Consider the following 19,819-nt stretch of genomic DNA (forward strand, 5'->3'; position numbering starts at 1 on the left):
GTTTGAGGAGGGATGAACCCCGCAGCCTTGAAAGCGTCAAGATCGGCGCGGATCCAGCGATAGAAACTGCGAGGGGAAGTATCAGCAGGGGTAGCTGCGATAAGTGCGCGAGTACGAGCTGCCACAGCCAGGTTTCGGTCTACAGCGAGCTGCCTATCTTTGGTGCAAAGGGAAGTACGGATAGCGAAGGGCAAGCCACGGTCACGTAATGACTTAGGCAGCGGGAGACGAGTGTAGTAGGTGCCGGAGGCATTTTTGCTCAGATACATGATTGTTCCACCCAGTTGATCCAGGAAAAAAATCACGTAAGTCTAGAAATGAAAAAACCCGTTGAAATTCAACGGGTTATATTTGGCGGTGAGGGAGGGATTCGAACCCTCGAAATCACTCACTAAAGCGTTATGAATCAACCGATTATGGTTATAAAACACGGTAAAAATGACAGAAAACTGTGACACCGTCAAGCATGTAACCATGTTAACCTCAAACGAGGCCTATGTGGGTTGTCTGGCCGTCTCGATTATCGAATGTTGGTGATCAACATCAAGGGGGAGGTGGTAAAAACGGGAGGTTAAGCCAACTTCTGCCTGAAAATGTGACATGTGAATTTATACATCTATTCAGGGTTCATTGTTTAACTGTATAGTGGTTCCACTGGAATCTTGTTTCGAGCTCATCAGCAATAAGCACCCTGATGACTCTGGGTAGTTTGAGCTGCGTTTCCCTCATCTAGGGCCAGTTCAACCAGAAACAAACAGCATTTCATCTAATGAATAATAAATTAGCTTTTTGGCGTGAGTGCACGTTCCTACAGTTGCTCGTTTTAAATTTCTTATCGAAGGCGCTTTGACTCACATGAATGAATCACCCACTCAACAAAGTCAATCCCCGGCACGGTCGTAGTCGGATATTGACTATAATACCCTGAAATCAGCGCCCCGCCTCGCTCATATGAGGGGATGGATGAGGGAGTGGCTACCTCGAACAGGTGTCAGCGGCAGGGTTGGCGACAGTGGCCAAAATCTAACAATTTGTTCACGCTCGCGCCCTGGGCATGATAGTAATGGTGAAGGTGCGGCCCACGTGATCGCACTCCCCTGAAATTTAATAACATTAAAGGATGCATATATGGGGTTGTTTGATTTATTTAATAAAAATAAAAGAGCTTTGATTTTCACAAGGGCAGATTACGAATTGTGCTCTCGAAAAAGAAGAGCGCAACTAGATTCATTTAGAGAAAAAGCAAGGGCGTATTTGAAGTTCAAATATCCAAACTCCATTGTTCTTATGAATAATATATATACAGGTTTCATTATTCTCAATAGAACTGTGAATCATATTCATCAGGGGGAGTTTGCAGATTATTACTCACCATTTTTGGCGTATGTTAGACCAGATGCTGAACATCATGAATTAATTGAGGTTGTGTATAATTACAAAGAACAAGTTAACCTCTGGCAGAGTGGTTCGCTGATAAAAGAACACGAATTTCATTATCTTTATGATAGCGACTGGAGCAATGAACTTAATAAAAATGGGTTTTATTTAAAGGATAGGTATCATTATGGTGATGTAATAAAGGTTGAAAATATTTTTGGTATTTCCATTTATTTAAATGGCATTCAGATTGCGTTCAGTTCAATTTGGAGGCGTAAAAGTGCTGGATATTTTGCTGAGTGTATTTTTAAAAAAATAATCAGTTCAAAACAGTCAACTACTACAGGATTCTCTGTGATCACCGTTGTTGTGGGTTGCTTTACAATAGCGAATGAAGAGGGCGTGGGTTGCGAAACTACAAATAAGATTCATTTTGAAATTAACTTTGGTAATGGTGAGGCACTTTCCGATCCTAATTACAACTCAGACTCTAAACAATGCATTATTGCATTGCGTGATTTTCTAGATGATGTTGAAAATAAACTTCCAAGTAAAGATAGCCGTATCTATCCCATAAGCACTCCAGAACAGGTAGAAATGGAAATTTACGAATGTCATGCAGTTCTTAATGATCAAAAGAGAAAAAACCATCATCCAGGCATTGAAACTATGTACGCTAGGTAGTAGTACGCATTTTTTGGGGAGGTTAGGCCGCTGATAATACCTAAGTTCGTCTGGCCAGACGGGAAATAGACGTAATAATGGGCTGTTTCCCAAATTGATGCTATTTGGGTAATACTTATAAAGGACAGGACAGATGACTTCCTTCGAGATAATTTCATCAAGAAAAAGCGGTCTGCACAGCAGAGAGAGCTACATCGTCATATGCAATAAAGTGATTTTCCTTCGGATTTTGGGTGAAAATCCACAGTGGGAGCTTATGACAGCAACAGCAAGTGAAGATGATGGTCTAATTAAAGTTTGCAACAACAGGCCACGTTTAGTTCAAGCTGCATGGCGATTAGGGGTTGAAATAAATACAAGACCGGTAGTTAAGTCTGATTGGAAAGATAGGGAGTACGTAAGCATTTGCGTAATAGATACGAAAAACTCCACTGATGTCGACGCAGATAGAAACGAAATAGACGCCCTGCTATCTCGATTCTTCGAACTATACGATAGCTACCAATCCGCCGAAATGAAAGGAACAGATGACATGCGCGAACTCTACGATGCCCTAGCCATTGATGATAACGAGGGCGATGTTTATCTCAGCGATGGCGTTTGGTTAAGTAATGATGGTTCAATGCACGACCGGGGCCGCTAGGGAGCAGTGAGAATAAGTACCCTCTGACTGCTTGTCAGCCCTTATACCTTACGGGTCTGGGCGGCAGCCCAGGCGGGTTCAGGGTGGCAACCCTGACAAGGCTCCGGTCTGCGCAGCAGAACACCGTACATTTGCGCAGCAAAAATGTACGGTGCAGGAGTGACCTTGCTCTTGCCTTATTTCGTTATCTATCGTTGGAACAAAATCGCATCATTGGCGGCATGATGTAGCGCGTTTTTACACCGTACATATTCCGTTGCTCTCTCATGCTATTGCAGCCTGCTGCTGCATCGACACCAGTTGATTGTGGAGCGTTTTGGTGACCGGGTATATGCCTCCGCCCTGCTGTGTACCATCGAGATAACCATAACCAGCCTAGGATTTCTTTGATAAGACGCCTGCCTCTTGCCGTATATCGGAAGATTTTCATTTGGCAACCTGGCATCGCCTGGTATCTGTCATTGCAACCTCCCCTCAACTTGCCATTTGCCCATTCTCTGGTAGCCAGGTGGTGGAGACATCCATTTTTGCACGTAAGTATGCTTAGAAAGCACATCGTAAGAACGGCCCCAAAAACCATACTTACGCACGTAAGTATGGGGGGGTGGTGAGTGTAACGCACCCGGAACCCCCGTAGTGAGCCTGCGAACGGAGTGGGGTGGAGAACCCCTTGCCAAGGGAAGCCTTCGGGGCCTAGTTCACCGAGCCATACCCCGCTACCAATGCCAGTTCATCGCTAAAGTCCAGCAGCTCAATCACCTGCTGTAACCGCTGCACTGGCGTCTGCTTACCGTAGTGGCGATAGGTGAAGCCCTGTTTGCTGTGGCCCACCAAGTCGGCGACCACATGCTCGGGGGTATCTAATCGTTGCAACTCATCGATGACAGCATGGCGAAAGCCGTAAGCCGTGGGTCGCTGACCTGCCGCAAATCCCAACTTATTCAAGGAACGAGAGAAGCGGCCTTCAAACCCTTTCGTCCACTCGCCAAATTCCCCCACAGCCTTGCAGTGGAACAGCTGGGTATGGCCCTGTCTGCGCCGTTGTTCCACATAGTGCAGAAAGCCCAGCGCAATCAATTTGCTGTGAATCGGCACCCGCCGTTTGCTGTGGTCAGTTTTGACTGATTGGGATTCCCCCTCGTCGGTAATGTCAAAACTGGGAATCGTATCGTCGGTCACCACATCCCCGACTTGTAGCTGGCATATCTCCGCCGGTCTGGCCCCTGTGTAGAGCAACACCAAGGGCAGCCAGAAGTCATCGCTGTTGTGGTAGGCGTGCAGGGTAAAGGTGGGCGAGCCAAACAACCGCTTGAGCTGGGGCCGCTCCCAGCGTGGCCGTGGAGTGGGCTGGCTGCGTTTGACTTTGATGTCGTTGAAGGGATTCTGGCCGATGTATTCCATCTTCACGGCAAACCCCAACATCTGGGAGCAGGCGGCTTTGTACTCGCGCAGGGTCTTCTCTTTGAGCCCTTTCTGGGTCAAATGCAGCATAAACGCGTCGATGTGGCGGTATTTCAGCAAAGCGACTGCGAAGTCGGCGCTCATCAGCTCCACCAGGGCGAGTGTGCGTTGCTGCAATTGGTCGAGGGAGCGGCGCGAGATGCCGTCTTGCTGTTTACGTTCGATAAAGGCGGTTTGCAGGGCGCTTAGGCTGGTGACGGGAGCAGGCAGCGCAATATCAGCATAGGGTGCCGCTGCGGGTATCGGCCTCTCACGCTCAAGGTGGATGAGCTCAGCAGGAGCGGCGGTCAGGGTGTGCGCAACCAGCTCCGATTGTTCCAGCTGCCGACGCAGGGCAAGCAGCTCGGTATCTAGCATGGCGCGGATCGTAGTGGGGAGCGATTGACCCATCTGCTGTGCCAGTCGGCAGGTCATCGATTTGAGGCCGTGGGCTACTAGCAGATTGCGCATGCCCGCTACTGCGTAATCCTTGGTACGCAAGGAAACGCGGGCCTCAGCGGGGCAGCCTGCTTGTCTTAAGGTATGGGGAAAGGTGATACGGGTGTAGTAGTTCCCGTGGCGATTTTTGAGCAGATAGGTCGGCATAGTGTGACACCTTCATGTGACACCAGTCGATTCGCAGGCTCCAGATACGAAAAAACCCTATGAAATTCATAGGGTTGATTCGCAATCGATTTGGCGGTGAGGGAGGGATTCGAACCCTCGATACGTTGCCGTATACACACTTTCCAGGCGTGCTCCTTCAGCCACTCGGACACCTCACCAAATTTTTGCTCACTGCTTTATGTGCTTGAGCTGCACATTCGCTGGCGGACCATGCCGCGGCGACGGGGCGTAATGTAAGGGATACGATGGCTTTTGGTCAATGCATTTTTTTACTTTTTGCGTTCGTTTGCTCAATATCCGAACCAAGTGACTAAAAATATGCCGTTTCGTATCCCTTTCAATCAATTTACTGCCGCTTCGTGCAAATGTTCACCTTTGAGCGCCTCTTCCAGCGAGCCGTAAAATTCCAGCTTGCCGGGCTGCGGCCGCACCTTGGCACGGGCCAGGGTCTTGAGCGGTTGGAACTGCAACTCGGCCACCCGCAACTCGACACCGGCTTTAGCCATCTGCTTGCCAAAGTGGAGGAAGGCAGACAGGCCGCCCGCATCGAGGATGGAAACCGCCTCCATCTGCAACACCAGCACCTTGTGCCCTTTCACTTGTGATTCCAGCTCGGCAAAGACCCGTTCGGCCGCTGCGAAGAAGAGCGGGCCGTTGATCTTGTAGAGCAGGCCATTGTTCGGCACCTCATGGGCATAGCGCTTGTGCTCGGCCAAATCGTGCAGTTTGGTCATCTTGGCGATTTCGCGCATAAAGAGCAGGGACGCCAGGATCACCCCGAAAGTGATGGCGATGACCATGTCGAAAATGACGGTGAGCGACAGGCAGACCAGCAGCACCAGCACATCGGATTTGGGCGCGCGACGGATCAGCTCCACCACCTTGTGCGCTTCACTCATGTTCCAGGCCACGATGAGCAGCAAGGCAGCCATGGCCGAGAGCGGCAACCAGGAAAGCCAGGGGGCCAGCACCAGAATGGCGGCCAGCACCACCAGCGCATGGACGATCCCCGAGACGGGGGACGTAGCGCCTGCACGCACGTTGGCGGCAGAGCGAGCGATGGCGGCGGTAGCGGTAATGCCGCCAAAGAAGGGGGCGAAGATGTTGCCAAGCCCCTGCCCCACCAGCTCGGCGTTGGAGCTGTGTTTGCGACCGGTCATGCCATCGAGCACCACGGCGCAGAGCAGCGACTCGATCGCCCCCAGCATCGCCATGGAGAAGGCGGCAGGCAGCAGCCGCTCAACAGCCGCTAAGTTCCATTCAACCGGCAAGCCATCCGGTCCGGGCAAGGCCCAGGGCATCACCAGTGTCGGCGCGATGGGCGGGATCCCCATCCCCTGGCTGCCATCGGCCAGGGTATAGCTGAACTTGCTGCCGATGGTGGCCACATCCACCCCAAAGTAATGGAGGCCAAAACCCAGGCCCACCCCGACCAGTACCGCGGGCAGGTGGCCCGGCACCGGCAGACGCAGGCGTGGCCAGAGCAGCAGCACGGCCAGCGTTGCGACCCCCACCAGAGTATCGCCCCACTGCCAACTTGGCAGGGCGGCGGTCAGCGCCTCGACCTTGCCCAGATAGGTTTCCGGCATCTCGGGCACGCTCAGGCCAAAGAAGTCCTTGATCTGCAAGGTGGCGATCACGATGGCGATACCACCGGTAAAGCCCAGCGTCACTGACGGGGGAATGTACTCGATAAGGCGGCCAAGACGGGCCATCCCCATCGCCACCAGAAAAAGGCCTGAGATGAGCGTCGCCATCAACAGACCGCCAACCCCGAACTGCTGGGCGACCGGGTAGAGGATCACTACAAAGGCAGCGGTTGGGCCGGAGATGGAGTAACGGGAGCCACCGGTCACGGCGATCACGATACCGGCGATGATGGCGGTATAGAGACCGTGTTGTGGCGGTACACCGCTGGCGATGGCCAGCGCCATGGCGAGCGGGATGGCGATGATGCCCACCGTCACACCGGCGATAAGATCACGGCCGAAGCGGGCCATGCTGTAGGGTTCATCAATACAGGACTGGCGTAAGGCTATGGCGAGCTTCACGCTATTTAAAGAGGCTTGCTTGTGCATGTATATCGTAATACCAGAAGAGGGAGATAAAGGCCGGAGAGATCCGGCGCCCGATCATCATCAAGGGCCGGCAGGGCTGTCGACGCGGCGATGGTATCCTGCGTAACCTTACTCCAGACGGGCCATTTTTTCGATGGGCAGGATCAATGAAACGCGCGCTCACCCGTTATTTGGCCTATTTGCTACCAAATCGCCGATGTTGATGATTGCGCTGCCCCATTTAGCTGCAAAGTTCACCACTTGAGTCTTATTGGCTTGCCAGCACGTTCGCAATATCATGCTGGCATCATCAGGTTGATACGAACCTAACCAATGCTCCCTGCATCAGTTGGCCAAGGCGATGGCAAGGGACTGATTGTGCTGAAAATAAACCGCAAAGCGCAACTTTTGGGCAAACAGTCCGAAAATCCGGTTTTCGGGAAATTCGCGGGTTGACACCCGCCGCCCTGGTCATTAATATTCGCCCCGTCTTGACGAGACAGGCAATTCCTCCTTAGTTCAGTCGGTAGAACGGCGGACTGTTAATCCGTATGTCACTGGTTCAAGTCCAGTAGGAGGAGCCACTTTTTCCCTCGTAGTTCAGTCGGTAGAACGGCGGACTGTTAATCCGTATGTCACAGGTTCAAGTCCTGTCGAGGGAGCCAAATTCTAAAGCCCAGCCTTTTGGCTGGGCTTTTTCGTATCTGCCTCAGAAGAGTCTAGAGAAGCCTAGATTACTCATCCCCACACTGGGGGCTGTCACGTCCACAAACAGGTCAATACCACGCCACAACCGAGCATGCTCACGGAGTGCTTGCTGATAGGCCCAAGTGGCGATTGCGGTAGAACGCTCGGCGTCGATGCTCACCAGAGGGGACAGCTCGTCAGTGAGGTACGCCCCATGGGTCAGGATATTCTGCTCGTACCAGGCATCCCTGTGCTCGGGAGCGGCAAGAAAATCCCGTTTGCTCCGGTTACAGTTGGCGTGTGCCAGTACGAAGTTGTGGCCCAAATCGATTGGATAACGACGCCAGGGGATGAAATGGTCTACCTCACCACTCCCGTGTATCGCCTTGTTACAGTAAAAACAGGTTCCCCCCTGCAAGTCCCTCAAAACCTCCCCCACCCGTCCCAGCGCCTGACGGCTTGAACCAAATAGAAAATTCTCCAGCCCTACACTTGGGCCAATCAGTGGCTGATTCCCCTTGATGTCGCAGATAAGCTGCAACCAATGCTGTCGGGAGAGGGAGACCACCAGATCGTAAAAGCGGTGGAGACAGTAGAGAATTCCGGGGTTCAGGCAGATATGATCCGCGCCCCTTTGATGAGGATAGAGGTGGCACTCCTCTCGCCCACCCAGGATCTGCAGACGCCACAAGGGCCCCTCAACAAGGATGCGCCGAACTCGGGCAAGAAGAGGCCGCCAGGCGTCGTGCCGACGCAGTGTAGTTACCGAGCGGACCCCCTCTGCACGCAGCCGGGACAACTCCGTCAGCATGATGGCCTGACGACCGCTGCTCTGTTTGAGCAAGGTAGCCGTTTCTCCCGTCGCCGAGTAGGGCAGACTGTGCTGCCAATAAAGCTCCACAAACTTGGTGGCCAGTTCGTCCAGCGTAATAGTGCGCGCCGCGGTCAGATCATGGGTCTCGGTACTGCGCTCAATCGCGATATCTGCAATCCCGTGGAGCAAGGCGCACTTGTAAGTGGCCACAAAATCGCCTTCGGTAAAGATGCGTTGCAGATAGGCAATAAAAGCGAGTTGTTGCTCAGGGGAGGCGTGCATGTTCACCCCCAAGGATCAGACTCTGCCAACTCAACCCGGTACGCGCCAAGGCATCCCCCTGTGGTTCTGACACATGGAGCAGTGTCATCCCCCCCTCCAATGCAAGCCGCTCCACTTCATCGACAGCTACCGGATACATGGCTCGCTCCCGCATCTCCTGCTCCGAGATAACCAGGCGCAGACTCAGTACCAGATAACCATCTGGTGAGAGCAGCTCATGAAGACGTGCCAGCGCCAAGGGACGAGACTTCGGGGGTAGATGCATCCAGACAGCACTGAGCAAAATCAGATCAAAAGTGCCCGTCACGCGAGAGAGAGCAGGCATAGCGTCATTGACCCACGTCACCGCAGCCTCACGGGTATGACATTGCCCCTGTAGAGCGAGTGCCTGACAGGGCTCGACAGCGACCACACAGTGGCCCCGATGGAGCCCGGCTAAAAACGCGGCATCACGACCACTGCCAGCCCCCACATCGAGCAACCTGCGCGGCGCAGCCAAAAACCAAGGTTCCAGCAGAGTGAGCCAGTCGCCGTGAACAGCGCGAGCAGATACCTGCTGGTAACGAGTCGCCAATTCGGTGGCGTGGCGCTGGTAGTAATCGAGGGACACAATGCGTTCCGATTGGAGAAGGAAGGGAAATAGTCTCACAAGATCAGTGGGTTGACCATGACAAGGACGACACTTTCCAAACATGAGCCATTAAGGATGCAGGGACATTTACCAAAACGGGATGCCAGCCAAAAGAACTGAGACCAGAGGGCTCTGAATGATGCCACCACTCAACATTTCGGGTAATATTCGGCCAACTCACTGATCTCTTGGCACTTATTATCGCCATGAGAGTTCAACGCCAGATGGAGATGGCTATTAATGAACTCGACTGATGTCGTGACCCTGTTTGGGGATGACAAAATTCTTTCCTTTGACCTTGAACTGACCCGGGACGAAAAACTCCGTCATCTGGGGGCGCTCCTGGCTGGTCGTGAACTCAATCTCAAGGGCCCGCAGGATCTCGCACTCAAGGAGCTAAATGCGCTGGCACAAGAGGCGGATGTGATCCTTGGTCACAATATTCTCGATTTTGATCTCCCCTGGTTGGCCAAACAGGCTGTACGCCCTCAGTTACTTCTCGAAAAGCCGGTAATAGATACCCTCTATCTATCTCCCCTTGCCTTTCCCAAAAACCCCTATCACCGCTTGGTCAAGGATTACAAACTGGTTCGGGATACCCTCAATGATCCGGTCGCGGATGCAAGGCTCGCATTGCAGATCTTCTCGGAACAGCTGATAGCACTACAAGCCTTACCCCTGTCCCAATTGCAGCTTTATCAATATCTGTTCGACCAGGGAGTCATGGCGCAATTTAACACTCAGGGTCTGTCACTGGTGTTTGCCAGACTGACAGGCCGCCCGCCAGTGCGGGTCTCGGAGCTACCCACTCTCATCAAGAGCATTGCCCATGAGAAAGCGTGTCCCAATCAGCTCAACCGAGTGATTGGTGATGCCCTGCGTCAACCCATGCTGTTGTTACCATTGGCTTATGCCTGCGCCTGGTTGCCCGTGTCCGGCGGGAACTCCGTGTTGCCCCCCTGGATTTGGCGCCGCTTTCCCCAGACCGCAGAAATCATTCACACAATTCGTGAACGTCACTGCGGTCATGCTGACTGCAGCTATTGTCAGGAGAACCACGACGCACGCCGCCATCTGCAGCGAATCTTCGAGCTCGACAACTTTCGCAACCTGCCTGATGGGACACCATTGCAGAAGACCTTGATCGAGGAAGCCATGGCTGGCGTCGCACTGCTCGGCATACTCCCAACCAGCGGTGGCAAGTCGCTCTGCTACCAGCTCCCGGCACTGGTGCGTAACCAGCGAAGCGGTGCTCTCACGGTCGTGATATCCCCCCTGCAGGCACTGATGAAAGATCAAGTGGACAACCTTAAACACAAGGCCGGTATTGAAGGGGTTGCCGCTATCTCGGGGCTGCTGACGCTACCAGAGCGAGGCGCGATTCTTGAACAGATCCGCATGGGGGATATCGCCTTGCTCTATATCTCCCCCGAGCAATTGCGCAACCGCACAGTCAAACAAGCAATACGACAACGTCAAATCGGTGGCTGGGTATTTGACGAAGCGCACTGCTTGTCGAAATGGGGACATGATTTTCGCCCTGACTATCTCTACTGCGCCAAGGCCATCGCCACAATTGCCAAGGAACAGCAGGTCCCCATGCCTCCTGTCTTCTGCTATACCGCGACCGCCAAACCGGATGTGATTGAGGATATTTGCGCCCAGTTTCTCGACAAACAGCCCCGACCTCTTCTCAGACTGGAAGGAGGGGTTGAACGTACCAACCTCGAATATGCCGTCGTTGAGTGTCCCGGTCTCAATAAACAGGGCCATATCCTTAACCTGCTCGAGCAGTTCTTCGGTGAGGAAAAGCCCGGTTCCTGCGTTATCTACTGCGCAACCAAGCGCAGCGTGGACGAGCTGGCCGATTTCCTCGGTCAGCAACAATCCCTCCCTGTCTCACGCTTTTACGCCCGCATGGACAGTGCCCAGAAGAAAACCACCCTCGAACAATTTATCAATGGCGAGATCCGGGTCATCTGCGCGACCAATGCCTTCGGGATGGGGATCGACAAGGATGATGTGCGTTTGGTGATCCATGCCGATATCCCCGGCTCCCTCGAAAACTATCTACAGGAAGCGGGACGAGCTGGCCGCGATACAGCACAAGCTCACTGCGTACTGCTGTTTGATGAACAGGATATCGAGAAACAGTTCCAGCTCGAGGCCATGAGTGAAGTCAGCCTGCGCGATATCAAACAGATCCTGCGCGGAATAAGACTCAGGGCCAGCAAAGGAGGCAAGCAGGATAACAACTCGCCACTGGTCGCCACCAGTGCAGAGCTTATCAACCAGCCAGAGGTGGAAACCAGCTTCGCTGCCGATGACAGCAATGCGGATACCAAGGTCAAGACAGCTATTGCCTGGCTCGAACGAGCGGGCTATCTGGAACGTAGCGACAACATCACTCAGGTTTTTCAGGGGCGCCCTCTGTTTGCTTCCACAGAAGAGGCAATGAAAAGGGTAGACAGTCTGAAACTGGCTCCCAAGGCCAAAGCCATCTGGCAAGCGGTTATCCAGGCGCTGATGAGTGCTGCCGATGATGATGGTCTCAGTGCCGATGCCATTGCCGAAGAGGCAGGCCAATACATGGCAGACAAGGGAAGTGGTGTTCAGGCCAGTGAAGTGATGCGGGTACTCACCCAGATGGCGGATGTCGGTCTGCTCTCTCAGGGGATGTTACTGACTACCTGGCTTCGCCCCAAAGGAAGAGACAATGCCAGGGTGCTCTGCGGACAAGTACACAGTATTGAAAAGGCGATGCTGGACACCTTGCGTGAACAAGAGCCCGAACCTGATACAGGGCAAGGGCTGATCTTTAACATTCGACTGGTCAATCAGGCCATCAAAGATCTGGGGCATGAACGGTGTAACCCTGGCTTGCTGCGCAATTTGCTGACCAGCTGGGCCCAGGATGGTCGCTCGGGGGGCGAGAAAGGCTCCATTGATGTCAAATATCTCTCTCGGGATCTTTACCAACTCACCTTCAACCGAACCTGGTCCCAGATTGAGCAGACAATTGATCAACGCCATCGTGTCACTGGCGCCACCCTCGATTTTCTCTACACCCTGTTGGCAAGCAGCGAAGAGAGTGTCCAGCGCCAGGTGATGCTGTCATTTGCCCTGGAGCAACTGGTCAAATACCTGCGAGAAGACATGGATGTGGCTCAGCTCATGAACAAGCGGGAGGCAAGCAGCCAGCAGGAGTGGTTGCTCAAAGGGGCAGAGCGGGCACTGCTCTACCTGCATGAGCAACACGCCATCGTGCTGCAAAATGGTCTTGCCGTGTTCCGAAGCGCCATGACCCTCACTCTGACGGCTGAGCGGCAGCAACAATACAACAAGGCAGACTATCAGCCGCTTGAGCATCACTATCGCCAGAAGGTGATTCAGATCCATGTGATGAATGAATACGCCCGCATCAGCCTGGAACACTTCAAGAAAGCCAAAAAGCTGGTGACAGACTACTTCTCCATGGAAGCTGACAAGTTCCTCGGTCACTACTTCAAAGGGCGCAACAAAATCCTGGAGCTGGCGACCAGCGAACACTCCTGGAAGCGCATTGTCGAAGATCTTCACAACCGTGCCCAGGAGCAGATCGTTCAGGCACCGCCCGAGCAAAACTTGCTGGTACTGGCAGGCCCGGGTTCAGGCAAGAGCAAGGTGATTATCCACCGCTGCGCCTACCTGATGCGGGTCAAGCAAATCTCCCCATCGCGGATCATGTTGCTCTGTTACAACCATAATGCGGCGATGTCCCTGCGCCGACGCCTGACCGAGTTGCTGGGGCGTGACGGAGCACGGGTCTCGGTATTCACCTTTCACGGTCTCGCGATGAGCCTGACAGGCAATGCGGTGCAAAACCGGACATCCGACGATATCGACTTTACCACCATCATTGATGACGCTATCAAGCTGCTCCGGGGAGAGCAAAGCCAGCTCGGTCTAGAGTTGGAAGAGCAGCGGGAAAAGCTGTTGGGGGGTCTGCAATTCCTGCTCGTCGACGAGTACCAGGATATTGACGAACAGCAGTACCAACTGATCGCTGCACTGGTTGGAAAAAGCGAAGAAGATGAAGAAGCGCGACTGCACCTGATGGCAGTGGGCGATGACGACCAGTCTATCTACGCCTTTCGCGACGCGAACGTCAGCTTTATTCGCCGCTTTGAGCAAGACTACAACGCCCAGACTCACTTCCTGACCTGGAACTATCGTTCCACCGCCCACATCATCGAGACCTCCAACCGCCTGATTGAGCACAATCAGGATCGCATGAAGCGTACACATCCCATCGAGATCGACGACAGGCGCAAGATGGAAGTGGCTGGGGGGCACTGGGAGGGGATGGAGACAGCACAGGGTCGCGTCATCATCCAGCAGTGCCAGGATGCAGCCCAACAGGCAGCCGAGGTTGTGAGACATATCGCGCTTATCCGTGAGAAGACTCCCACTTGCCCGCTGGAATCTATCGCCGTGCTGGCCCGTAATGGGCTGGAGAAGGAGGAACTGGCCTGGGTACGCTCGGCACTGGCAGATGCTGATATTCCCTGTCGTTTTACTCTGGATAAAGAGAACGGTTTTCCTGTGCATCGCTGCCGTGAAATCTTGCGCTATCAGAATTGGCTACAACAGCAAGGTCATGCCCTGCTGACAGCGGAGCAACTTGCAGCCCCTCTCCCTCCACTCTCACTGGCCAACCGTTGGGAGGAGCTACTGCACGATCTGATTGCTCAGTGGCAAGCCAGCCAGGGAGAGCACGCTCTTTCTGCCCACCACTTCCTGATGTTCCTCTACGAGTATTTGAGCGAGCAAAAGCGCCAGATCCGCTTCGGTAAAGGAGTGTTGTTAAGTACGGTGCATGGGGTTAAGGGGGAGGAGTATCGCCATGTGATACTTCTCGACGGCGGCTGGCAACGCGCGGCGGAGCTATCGGCCAGTAACCTGGAAGAAGAGCGGCGCCTCTTCTATGTGGGGATGACACGTGCTATCGAAAGGCTGGTTCTCATGGCTCGCCACGATCAACGTAATCCCCATATTCCACTGATCGCCTCCCACTGCTACGTGCAGAGACCTAACGCAACCCGACCGGACAGACAACGTCGTTTCGCCATGATGGGTATGTCGCAACTGGTGTTGGGATATGCAGGTCACAGTGATGAAGGCCAGACTATTCACAACAAACTGAGAGCGTTGAAAGTAGGCGATGCCGTACGCATTGCCCCCGACAAACAGGACAGGCTCCATGTCTATCACCGCAGTCACAAGATCGCTCGCCTCTCCCTACAGGGAGAAGAAACCTGGAAATTCGATGTGAATACAATCCGCGAAGCCAGAGTGATCGCCTTGGTAGAGCGGCGTAAAGAGCAGGAAAAGGATGAGTATCAACCCAAGATGCGCAGCGAACGTTGGGAGATCCCCATAATCGAGCTGGAGTTATGAACCAAACTGGTAGCCCCCATACTACCGGGATAGACCTTCACGACTTGCAGCACCAGCTGTGCCGGTACTGCAATAGGTGATAGTGAAAGCTTGTTGACTTGACGACACGTCGCTGCCAATAGCCTCAATTCAGGTCATAATCACCCAGCTTCCCTTACCTTGGAGTTTTTATGCGTCGATTCAATTTCATGCTCAATGGCAGCAGATTGATGATGTTCCCCTTCTACATTGGCATCCTCATCTGCGTGGTATTGCTGATGGTGAAATTTGCCATGCAGCTCTATCAGCTTTCTGTAAACATTTTCGAGATCCCCTATCTGGATCTCATTACCGGCGTGCTGACCCTGGTGGACTTTATACTGGTGGCCCAGATGCTGATCCTGGTTGCTATCTGTGGCTATGTGCAATTTATCCAGACGGAAGAACAGCGCGCCTCCCTTAGCAGCAACTGGCTTAGCAAGATCAACTTTGCCTCCCTCAAGCTCATCGTCATCAACTCGCTGGTGACTATTGCCGGAGTGGAGGTGCTCAAGGCGTTTCTCGAAGATGACATCATCAACGAAGTCGATATGAAGTGGTCCGTGGTGGTGTTTCTCGCCTTCTCGCTGGCCGCACTCATCTATGCGGTGACGGAGCGGATGGCGGAGCATAAATAGTCGAGTTTGATCACTGTGCTTGTTCAGCCTTGATTCACCAGCAATACAATTGATAACACTTTTCATTACTCTTACTGCGTTATAAACTTGCTCCCCCCGGGCTGCCCCGCCCGGGTGCTGGAGCCTTTATGACAAGCCTTTCTATCTCACCCCGACAATTCTGGCTGTGGCTGGCCTACCACCATCAGGCTGCCGAGGGCACCCTCTATCTGATGTTCTTCTCCGGTCTGCTGCTGTGGGAGCCGCTGACCCCGCTCTGGTCGCTGGCACGCTGGAATCTGTTTTTCCATGTGATGCTCTCGCTCACCCTGTTCCCGCTGCTGTTTGGCGCCTTCTGGCTCTCCCATCGCAGCTTGTTGAACCGCAGCAACAAACCCTTTTTGCGCACCACGGGGCGAATTATTGAAGCCCTGCTGCTGATCTGTCTGGCCAGCGGCCTGCTGCTGGTGCTGCACGGCACTCCGGGCGATGCCATGGGCAACCTCGCCAGCTGGGCCCACTGGCTGAGCGCGTTGGCGTTAACTCCTCTGGTGCTGCGCCACGCCTGGCGCTGGACCATCTTGAAATGGCGCTCCTGATCTCATGTTGAAGTCATCGTTCTCTGCATATTTGTCACCCCTGCTGGCCCTCCTCCTGCTGCTGACCAGCCCCTTTGCGTTGGCCCAGCAGATGGGTTCAGGGATGCTTTCCTATGAGGAGGGAAGCGCCCCGCGCCTCGTCACCGCCAACCTGAGCGCAGGTTCCGTCACCCTGCTTGAGCGCGATAGCGGCAAGCGGCTCAAAGAGGTGCAGCTGGGGGGCGATCTGCGCCAGCTTGCCCGCGCCGATGACGGCACCCTGCTGGTCACAGACTACAGCGGTGATCGCCTGTTGCTGCTGGATGATGATCTCGATCTGGAAAAGGCGATCCCCACCGGCCATCGCCCCTACGGGGTCACCTTCGATGCCAAGCGGCAGTGGTTCTGGATCACGCTGTTCGAATCCGCTCGCCTGCAAGCCTATGACACCACAGGCAACCTCAAGCTGGATGCAGAAACCGCCGAGACTCCCCGTGGACTGGCCCTGACCGACGACGATCGCCTGCTGCTGACCCACGCCATGACCGGACAGCTCGCCATCTATGATCTCGCCAAGCTTGGCCACGGCGCCAAGGGATCTTCGCTTCCCAAGCCCAAACTCATCACCCTGGCCGAGACCCATAGCGACACGCCGAGCGACTCCCAGGGATTGCCGCGCCTGCTCGATGGCATCGCCCTCTCCCCCGATGGCAGCGAGGCCTGGCTGCCCCATGTGCTGTGGAGCTTCAGCCACCCCTTCCAGTTTCAAAGCACCGTCTTTCCGGCCGTCTCCATCATCGCTCTCGATGAGGAGAAAGAGCGGGTCGATGAAAGAAAGCAGCTCTTTTTGCAGATCAATTTGCCAAGCGTCGGTAACCGCAGCCAGATCGTCTCCAACCCGTTTGCTGCGCGCTTCGCCGCCGACGGCAAGCGGGTCTATCTGACCCTTGCGGGCTCGGAAGATCTGCTGGTGTTTGATCTCTCCCGCAGCGGCAAATCCAACAACAACCGCCACCGCCGCAAGAAGTTTCAGGGGGGCGCCAAGGCGACCCAGCTCTTGCGCCACCTGCCGGGCCAGAATCCGCGGGACTTGCTGATCGACGGTGACCATATTCTGGTGCACAACGCCATGGGGCAGGATCTTACCCGCCTCAATAGTGGCGGCAGCGGCCCGTTTGCCCGAGTCACGGTCGATGTGCCCCACTTCGCCAAGCTGGTAGAGACGGATCCGCGCCCCGCGCCGCTTCAGCGTGGCGAGCGGCTATTCAACCTTGGTAACACAGCGTCCAACTCACGCTTCCCCATGGCGGGAGACAACTGGATGAGCTGCAACTCCTGCCATCTGGACGGGTTCAATTTCACCAACCGCTATCTGATGGCGGCCCATCGCCAGAAGAGCGGCGACAACACCATCAACGGCCACGCCAACCTCACCAACATGGTGGCGGGGGATTTTGTCGGCGAATACCTGCGCATGACCCAGCAGACCCAGGGCGGCATGGGCCATGACACCCGCGATGGGGCCGAGGCAGTTGACCCCGCGATGCCCCAACCGGAAGTGAAAGCGATGATGGAGGACTTGCACGCTTTCGTCACCGCCGATGACAACCTCCCCTATCTCGCCAACTGGCTGCGACTCGATGCTCCGCGCACGGATCCCGCCAAGGCGCCAACCACTCATCCGAAGGCGTGGCTCAACTCCGCCTCCTGCCAGAACTGCCACCAACAGGCCTTCAAGGATTGGAGCGAGAGCAACCACCGGCTGATGGGCAACTCCCACCCCTACTACAAGGTGGTGCAGGCATTGGCCCGCGAAACCGAAGGGGAAGCGTTCGGTCAGTGGTGCCAAGGCTGCCATATGCCCCAGCAGGTGATGACAGGCCAGCTGGATCTGCCCAAGGGCTCCCACATGTTCGAGCAGGGCGGCACCTCGCTGATTGCCGCCCACAAGGCGGGCGAACCTGTGGTTGAGGAAGGGACCGGCTGTGTGCTCTGTCATCGCATCACCAAGGTAGAAGACGCGGGCGGCAACAGCGCCTTTACCGTGAATTTGAAAGACCGCGAGAGCTATGTGTTCGAGGATGCCCCGGGCGGCAGCCTCCAGCACTGGCTGGCCGAGCGGCAGATCAACGCCCGTCCGGCGGCCCACAAAGCCTCCTATCAAAAGGATTTCTACCGCGACGCGGCCCTGTGCAAGTCGTGCCACAACGAGTTTGCCCCGGGCACCGGCGCCAATATCGTCAACACCTGGGACGAGTGGGAAAAGTCCAGCTTCGCCAAGGCCGAGGATCCCGCCAAACGGCGCACCTGCATCGACTGCCATATGAACCCGGAGCCGGGCAATGGCGGCGCGCCGGTGACGGGCCAGTCCACCGAAAACGGCACCATGAAGGCGCGGCTCTATCGCCACAACTTTACCGGCGCCCAGCACCAGCTGGTGGGGCTGCGAAATCCCGACCTTGAGCAGGAGAGTCTGGCGCTCTTGCGCTCCAGCGCTACCCTCTCCGCCCTTATCGAACAGGCTGCAGATAAGAACCAGCAACTGGTGGTGCGGGTCGCCAATACCGGCGCAGGCCATGCCCTGCCCACCGGGGTGGCCGATTTCCGTGAACTCTGGCTGGAGCTGACCGTCACCGACGCCAGTGGCAAGCTGGTGCTTGCCAGCGGCCAGCCGGTGGATGGCGCAGTCCCCGAAGATGCGCGACTGTTCAGAAAAGTGTTCGGCGATGCAGAGGGCAAGCCGGTGGGGCTCAAGTTCTGGCGCTACGCCAAACTCTTGGAAGATACCCGCATTCCGGCCGATGGCTGGCGCGATGAAGCCTGGCCGCTGCCCGCAGAAGCCCAAGGGCCCTTCAAGGCCGATATCAAACTCAATTTCCGCACCTACCCCAAGTGGGTCAATGATGCGGTGCGCGCCGCCGAGCCGAGCTTGCCGGAGCCACCCATAGTGCAGCTAAATCGGTTGCAACTTACCTTGCAGCCTCTCTCCATCACGCCCGCTACGGAGCCTCAATCCTGATGTTTGCAAGTTTTCTGATTACCCTGCGCGAGGGGCTGGAAGCCTTCCTGCTGGTCGGCATCTGCCTCTCCTACCTCGCCAAGCTGGGGGCGAGCCGCTACAACAAGTTCATCTATCTGGGGGTGGGGCTTGGCCTTATCGCGTCCCTGATCGTCGCCTTCCTGTTCCAGGTGGTGGTGAGCCAGTTCGAGAGCGAGCGCTACAACCACCTCTTGATGGCGGGGATCCTCATCTTCGCCACTCTGGTGCTCACCTATATGGCGATCTGGATGCAAAAGCAGGCCAAATCCCAGGTGGGGGCCATGACAGCGCGCATCGATGCCGCCATCGATGGCGGCAACCTGTTTGGTCTGGTGCTGCTCGCCTTTCTGGCGGTGATGCGCGAAGGGTTTGAAACCGTGCTCTTCTTCTCCGCCCTGCTCTATTCGGGGCAAGGGGTAGATCTGCAATCCGGCCTGATGGGCGCGCTGGCTGGGCTGCTGGTCTCCATCGCGCTGGTGTGGGGGCTGCTGCGCTCCACCCGCAAGGTGGCGCTGGCCCCCTTCTTCCGCTGGACGGGCCTGCTTATCATCATCATCGCCGCAGGCTTGCTCTCGTCCGCCGTCAACATGTTGCAAGCGGCAGACATCATCACCTTCTGGACCACGCCGGTGTTCGACATCAGCCACATTCTCGACGATCAGGGGGTATTTGGTACCTTCCTGCGAGCCCTGTTTGGCTACAATGCCTCACCCGCTGGCTTGCAGCTGCTGACCTGGGCCCTCTATCTGGCGATTTTCGTTACCCTCTGGCAGCGCAGCTATCGTCCACAGGTGAGTGCCGCGACTGGCAAGGGCTGAGCCAACACGCCCTGTGGCAACAAGGCCACGGGGTAACAACACTATTCGGGAGCCGCGCCCTGGCGCG

At 55.3% G+C, this 19,819-nt stretch carries 11 protein-coding genes, 3 tRNA genes and 1 pseudogene; 9 read left to right on the forward strand and 6 right to left on the reverse strand.

Annotated features, from left to right (window positions below):
* Positions 1-269 (reverse strand): annotated as a pseudogene (locus AB5Y90_RS03590) (hypothetical protein); the annotation flags it as partial.
* 859 nt (positions 270-1,128) lie between these two features.
* Here AB5Y90_RS03590 and AB5Y90_RS03595 point away from each other — a divergent pair.
* A complete protein-coding gene (locus tag AB5Y90_RS03595) occupies positions 1,129-2,061 on the forward strand; it encodes a hypothetical protein (protein WP_368166576.1) in 933 nt (310 codons plus the stop codon).
* A gap of 133 nt (positions 2,062-2,194) precedes the next feature.
* Positions 2,195-2,704: a hypothetical protein gene (locus AB5Y90_RS03600; protein ID WP_368166577.1), complete on the forward strand. Its 510-nt coding sequence runs from the start codon at positions 2,195-2,197 to the stop codon at positions 2,702-2,704.
* A gap of 693 nt (positions 2,705-3,397) precedes the next feature.
* Here AB5Y90_RS03600 and AB5Y90_RS03605 read toward each other — a convergent pair.
* The 3 genes from AB5Y90_RS03605 to dauA form a co-directional block, all read right to left on the reverse strand.
* Entirely contained in the window at positions 3,398-4,750 is a 1,353-nt protein-coding gene (locus AB5Y90_RS03605; protein ID WP_368166578.1) for a site-specific integrase, read from the reverse strand.
* Positions 4,751-4,841: 91 nt separating this feature from the next.
* A tRNA-Ser gene (locus AB5Y90_RS03610) sits at positions 4,842-4,929 on the reverse strand.
* A gap of 183 nt (positions 4,930-5,112) precedes the next feature.
* Entirely contained in the window at positions 5,113-6,849 is a 1,737-nt protein-coding gene (gene dauA / locus AB5Y90_RS03615) for a C4-dicarboxylic acid transporter DauA (protein ID WP_158112243.1), read from the reverse strand.
* Positions 6,850-7,336: 487 nt separating this feature from the next.
* On the opposite strand from dauA, the gene AB5Y90_RS03620 reads away from it, so the two are divergent.
* Positions 7,337-7,412, forward strand: a tRNA-Asn gene (locus tag AB5Y90_RS03620).
* 5 nt (positions 7,413-7,417) lie between these two features.
* A tRNA-Asn gene (locus tag AB5Y90_RS03625) sits at positions 7,418-7,493 on the forward strand.
* Positions 7,494-7,537: 44 nt separating this feature from the next.
* On the opposite strand, the gene AB5Y90_RS03630 is transcribed toward AB5Y90_RS03625, so the two are convergent.
* Together AB5Y90_RS03630 and AB5Y90_RS03635 are read right to left on the reverse strand one after the other, a co-directional pair.
* Positions 7,538-8,611, reverse strand: a complete 1,074-nt coding sequence (locus tag AB5Y90_RS03630) for an HNH endonuclease (RefSeq protein ID WP_368166579.1) — start codon at positions 8,609-8,611, stop codon at positions 7,538-7,540.
* Positions 8,595-9,221: a class I SAM-dependent methyltransferase gene (locus AB5Y90_RS03635; RefSeq protein ID WP_368166580.1), complete on the reverse strand. Its 627-nt coding sequence runs from the start codon at positions 9,219-9,221 to the stop codon at positions 8,595-8,597. The genes AB5Y90_RS03630 and AB5Y90_RS03635 overlap by 17 nt, the downstream gene beginning before the upstream one ends.
* A gap of 261 nt (positions 9,222-9,482) precedes the next feature.
* Between AB5Y90_RS03635 and AB5Y90_RS03640 the strand changes: the two genes are divergently transcribed.
* The 5 genes from AB5Y90_RS03640 (at position 9,483) to AB5Y90_RS03660 (ending at position 19,752) form a co-directional block, all read left to right on the forward strand.
* Positions 9,483-14,681, forward strand: coding sequence for a RecQ family ATP-dependent DNA helicase (locus AB5Y90_RS03640; RefSeq protein WP_368166581.1), 5,199 nt, complete (start codon positions 9,483-9,485; stop codon positions 14,679-14,681).
* A gap of 170 nt (positions 14,682-14,851) precedes the next feature.
* Entirely contained in the window at positions 14,852-15,337 is a 486-nt protein-coding gene (locus tag AB5Y90_RS03645) for a YqhA family protein (RefSeq protein ID WP_368166582.1), read from the forward strand.
* Positions 15,338-15,465: 128 nt separating this feature from the next.
* Entirely contained in the window at positions 15,466-15,915 is a 450-nt protein-coding gene (locus AB5Y90_RS03650) for a hypothetical protein (protein WP_368166583.1), read from the forward strand.
* Positions 15,916-15,919: 4 nt separating this feature from the next.
* Positions 15,920-18,913 carry a YncE family protein gene (locus tag AB5Y90_RS03655; RefSeq protein ID WP_368166584.1) on the forward strand — a complete coding sequence of 998 codons (2,994 nt, stop codon included), beginning with the start codon at positions 15,920-15,922 and terminating at the stop codon, positions 18,911-18,913.
* Positions 18,913-19,752 (forward strand): FTR1 family protein, encoded by an 840-nt coding sequence (locus AB5Y90_RS03660; RefSeq protein ID WP_106842947.1) that lies wholly within the window; start codon positions 18,913-18,915, stop codon positions 19,750-19,752. Before AB5Y90_RS03655 ends, AB5Y90_RS03660 begins: the two co-directional genes overlap by 1 nt.
* The last annotated feature ends 67 nt before the right edge of the window (positions 19,753-19,819 follow it).

The organism is Aeromonas sp. R4-1, from assembly GCF_040908325.1.
GTDB classification, from domain to species: Bacteria; Pseudomonadota; Gammaproteobacteria; order Enterobacterales; family Aeromonadaceae; genus Aeromonas; species Aeromonas veronii.

Coding starts and splice junctions, on each gene's coding strand:
- AB5Y90_RS03595 (WP_368166576.1), top strand. CDS start 1,129: ATGGGGTTGTTTGATTTATTTAATAAAAATAAAAGAGCTTTGATTTTC.
- AB5Y90_RS03600 (WP_368166577.1), top strand. CDS start 2,195: ATGACTTCCTTCGAGATAATTTCATCAAGAAAAAGCGGTCTGCACAGC.
- AB5Y90_RS03605 (WP_368166578.1), bottom strand. CDS start 4,750: ATGCCGACCTATCTGCTCAAAAATCGCCACGGGAACTACTACACCCGT.
- dauA (WP_158112243.1), bottom strand. CDS start 6,849: ATGCACAAGCAAGCCTCTTTAAATAGCGTGAAGCTCGCCATAGCCTTA.
- AB5Y90_RS03630 (WP_368166579.1), bottom strand. CDS start 8,611: ATGCACGCCTCCCCTGAGCAACAACTCGCTTTTATTGCCTATCTGCAA.
- AB5Y90_RS03640 (WP_368166581.1), top strand. CDS start 9,483: ATGAACTCGACTGATGTCGTGACCCTGTTTGGGGATGACAAAATTCTT.
- AB5Y90_RS03645 (WP_368166582.1), top strand. CDS start 14,852: ATGCGTCGATTCAATTTCATGCTCAATGGCAGCAGATTGATGATGTTC.
- AB5Y90_RS03650 (WP_368166583.1), top strand. CDS start 15,466: ATGACAAGCCTTTCTATCTCACCCCGACAATTCTGGCTGTGGCTGGCC.
- AB5Y90_RS03655 (WP_368166584.1), top strand. CDS start 15,920: ATGTTGAAGTCATCGTTCTCTGCATATTTGTCACCCCTGCTGGCCCTC.
- AB5Y90_RS03660 (WP_106842947.1), top strand. CDS start 18,913: ATGTTTGCAAGTTTTCTGATTACCCTGCGCGAGGGGCTGGAAGCCTTC.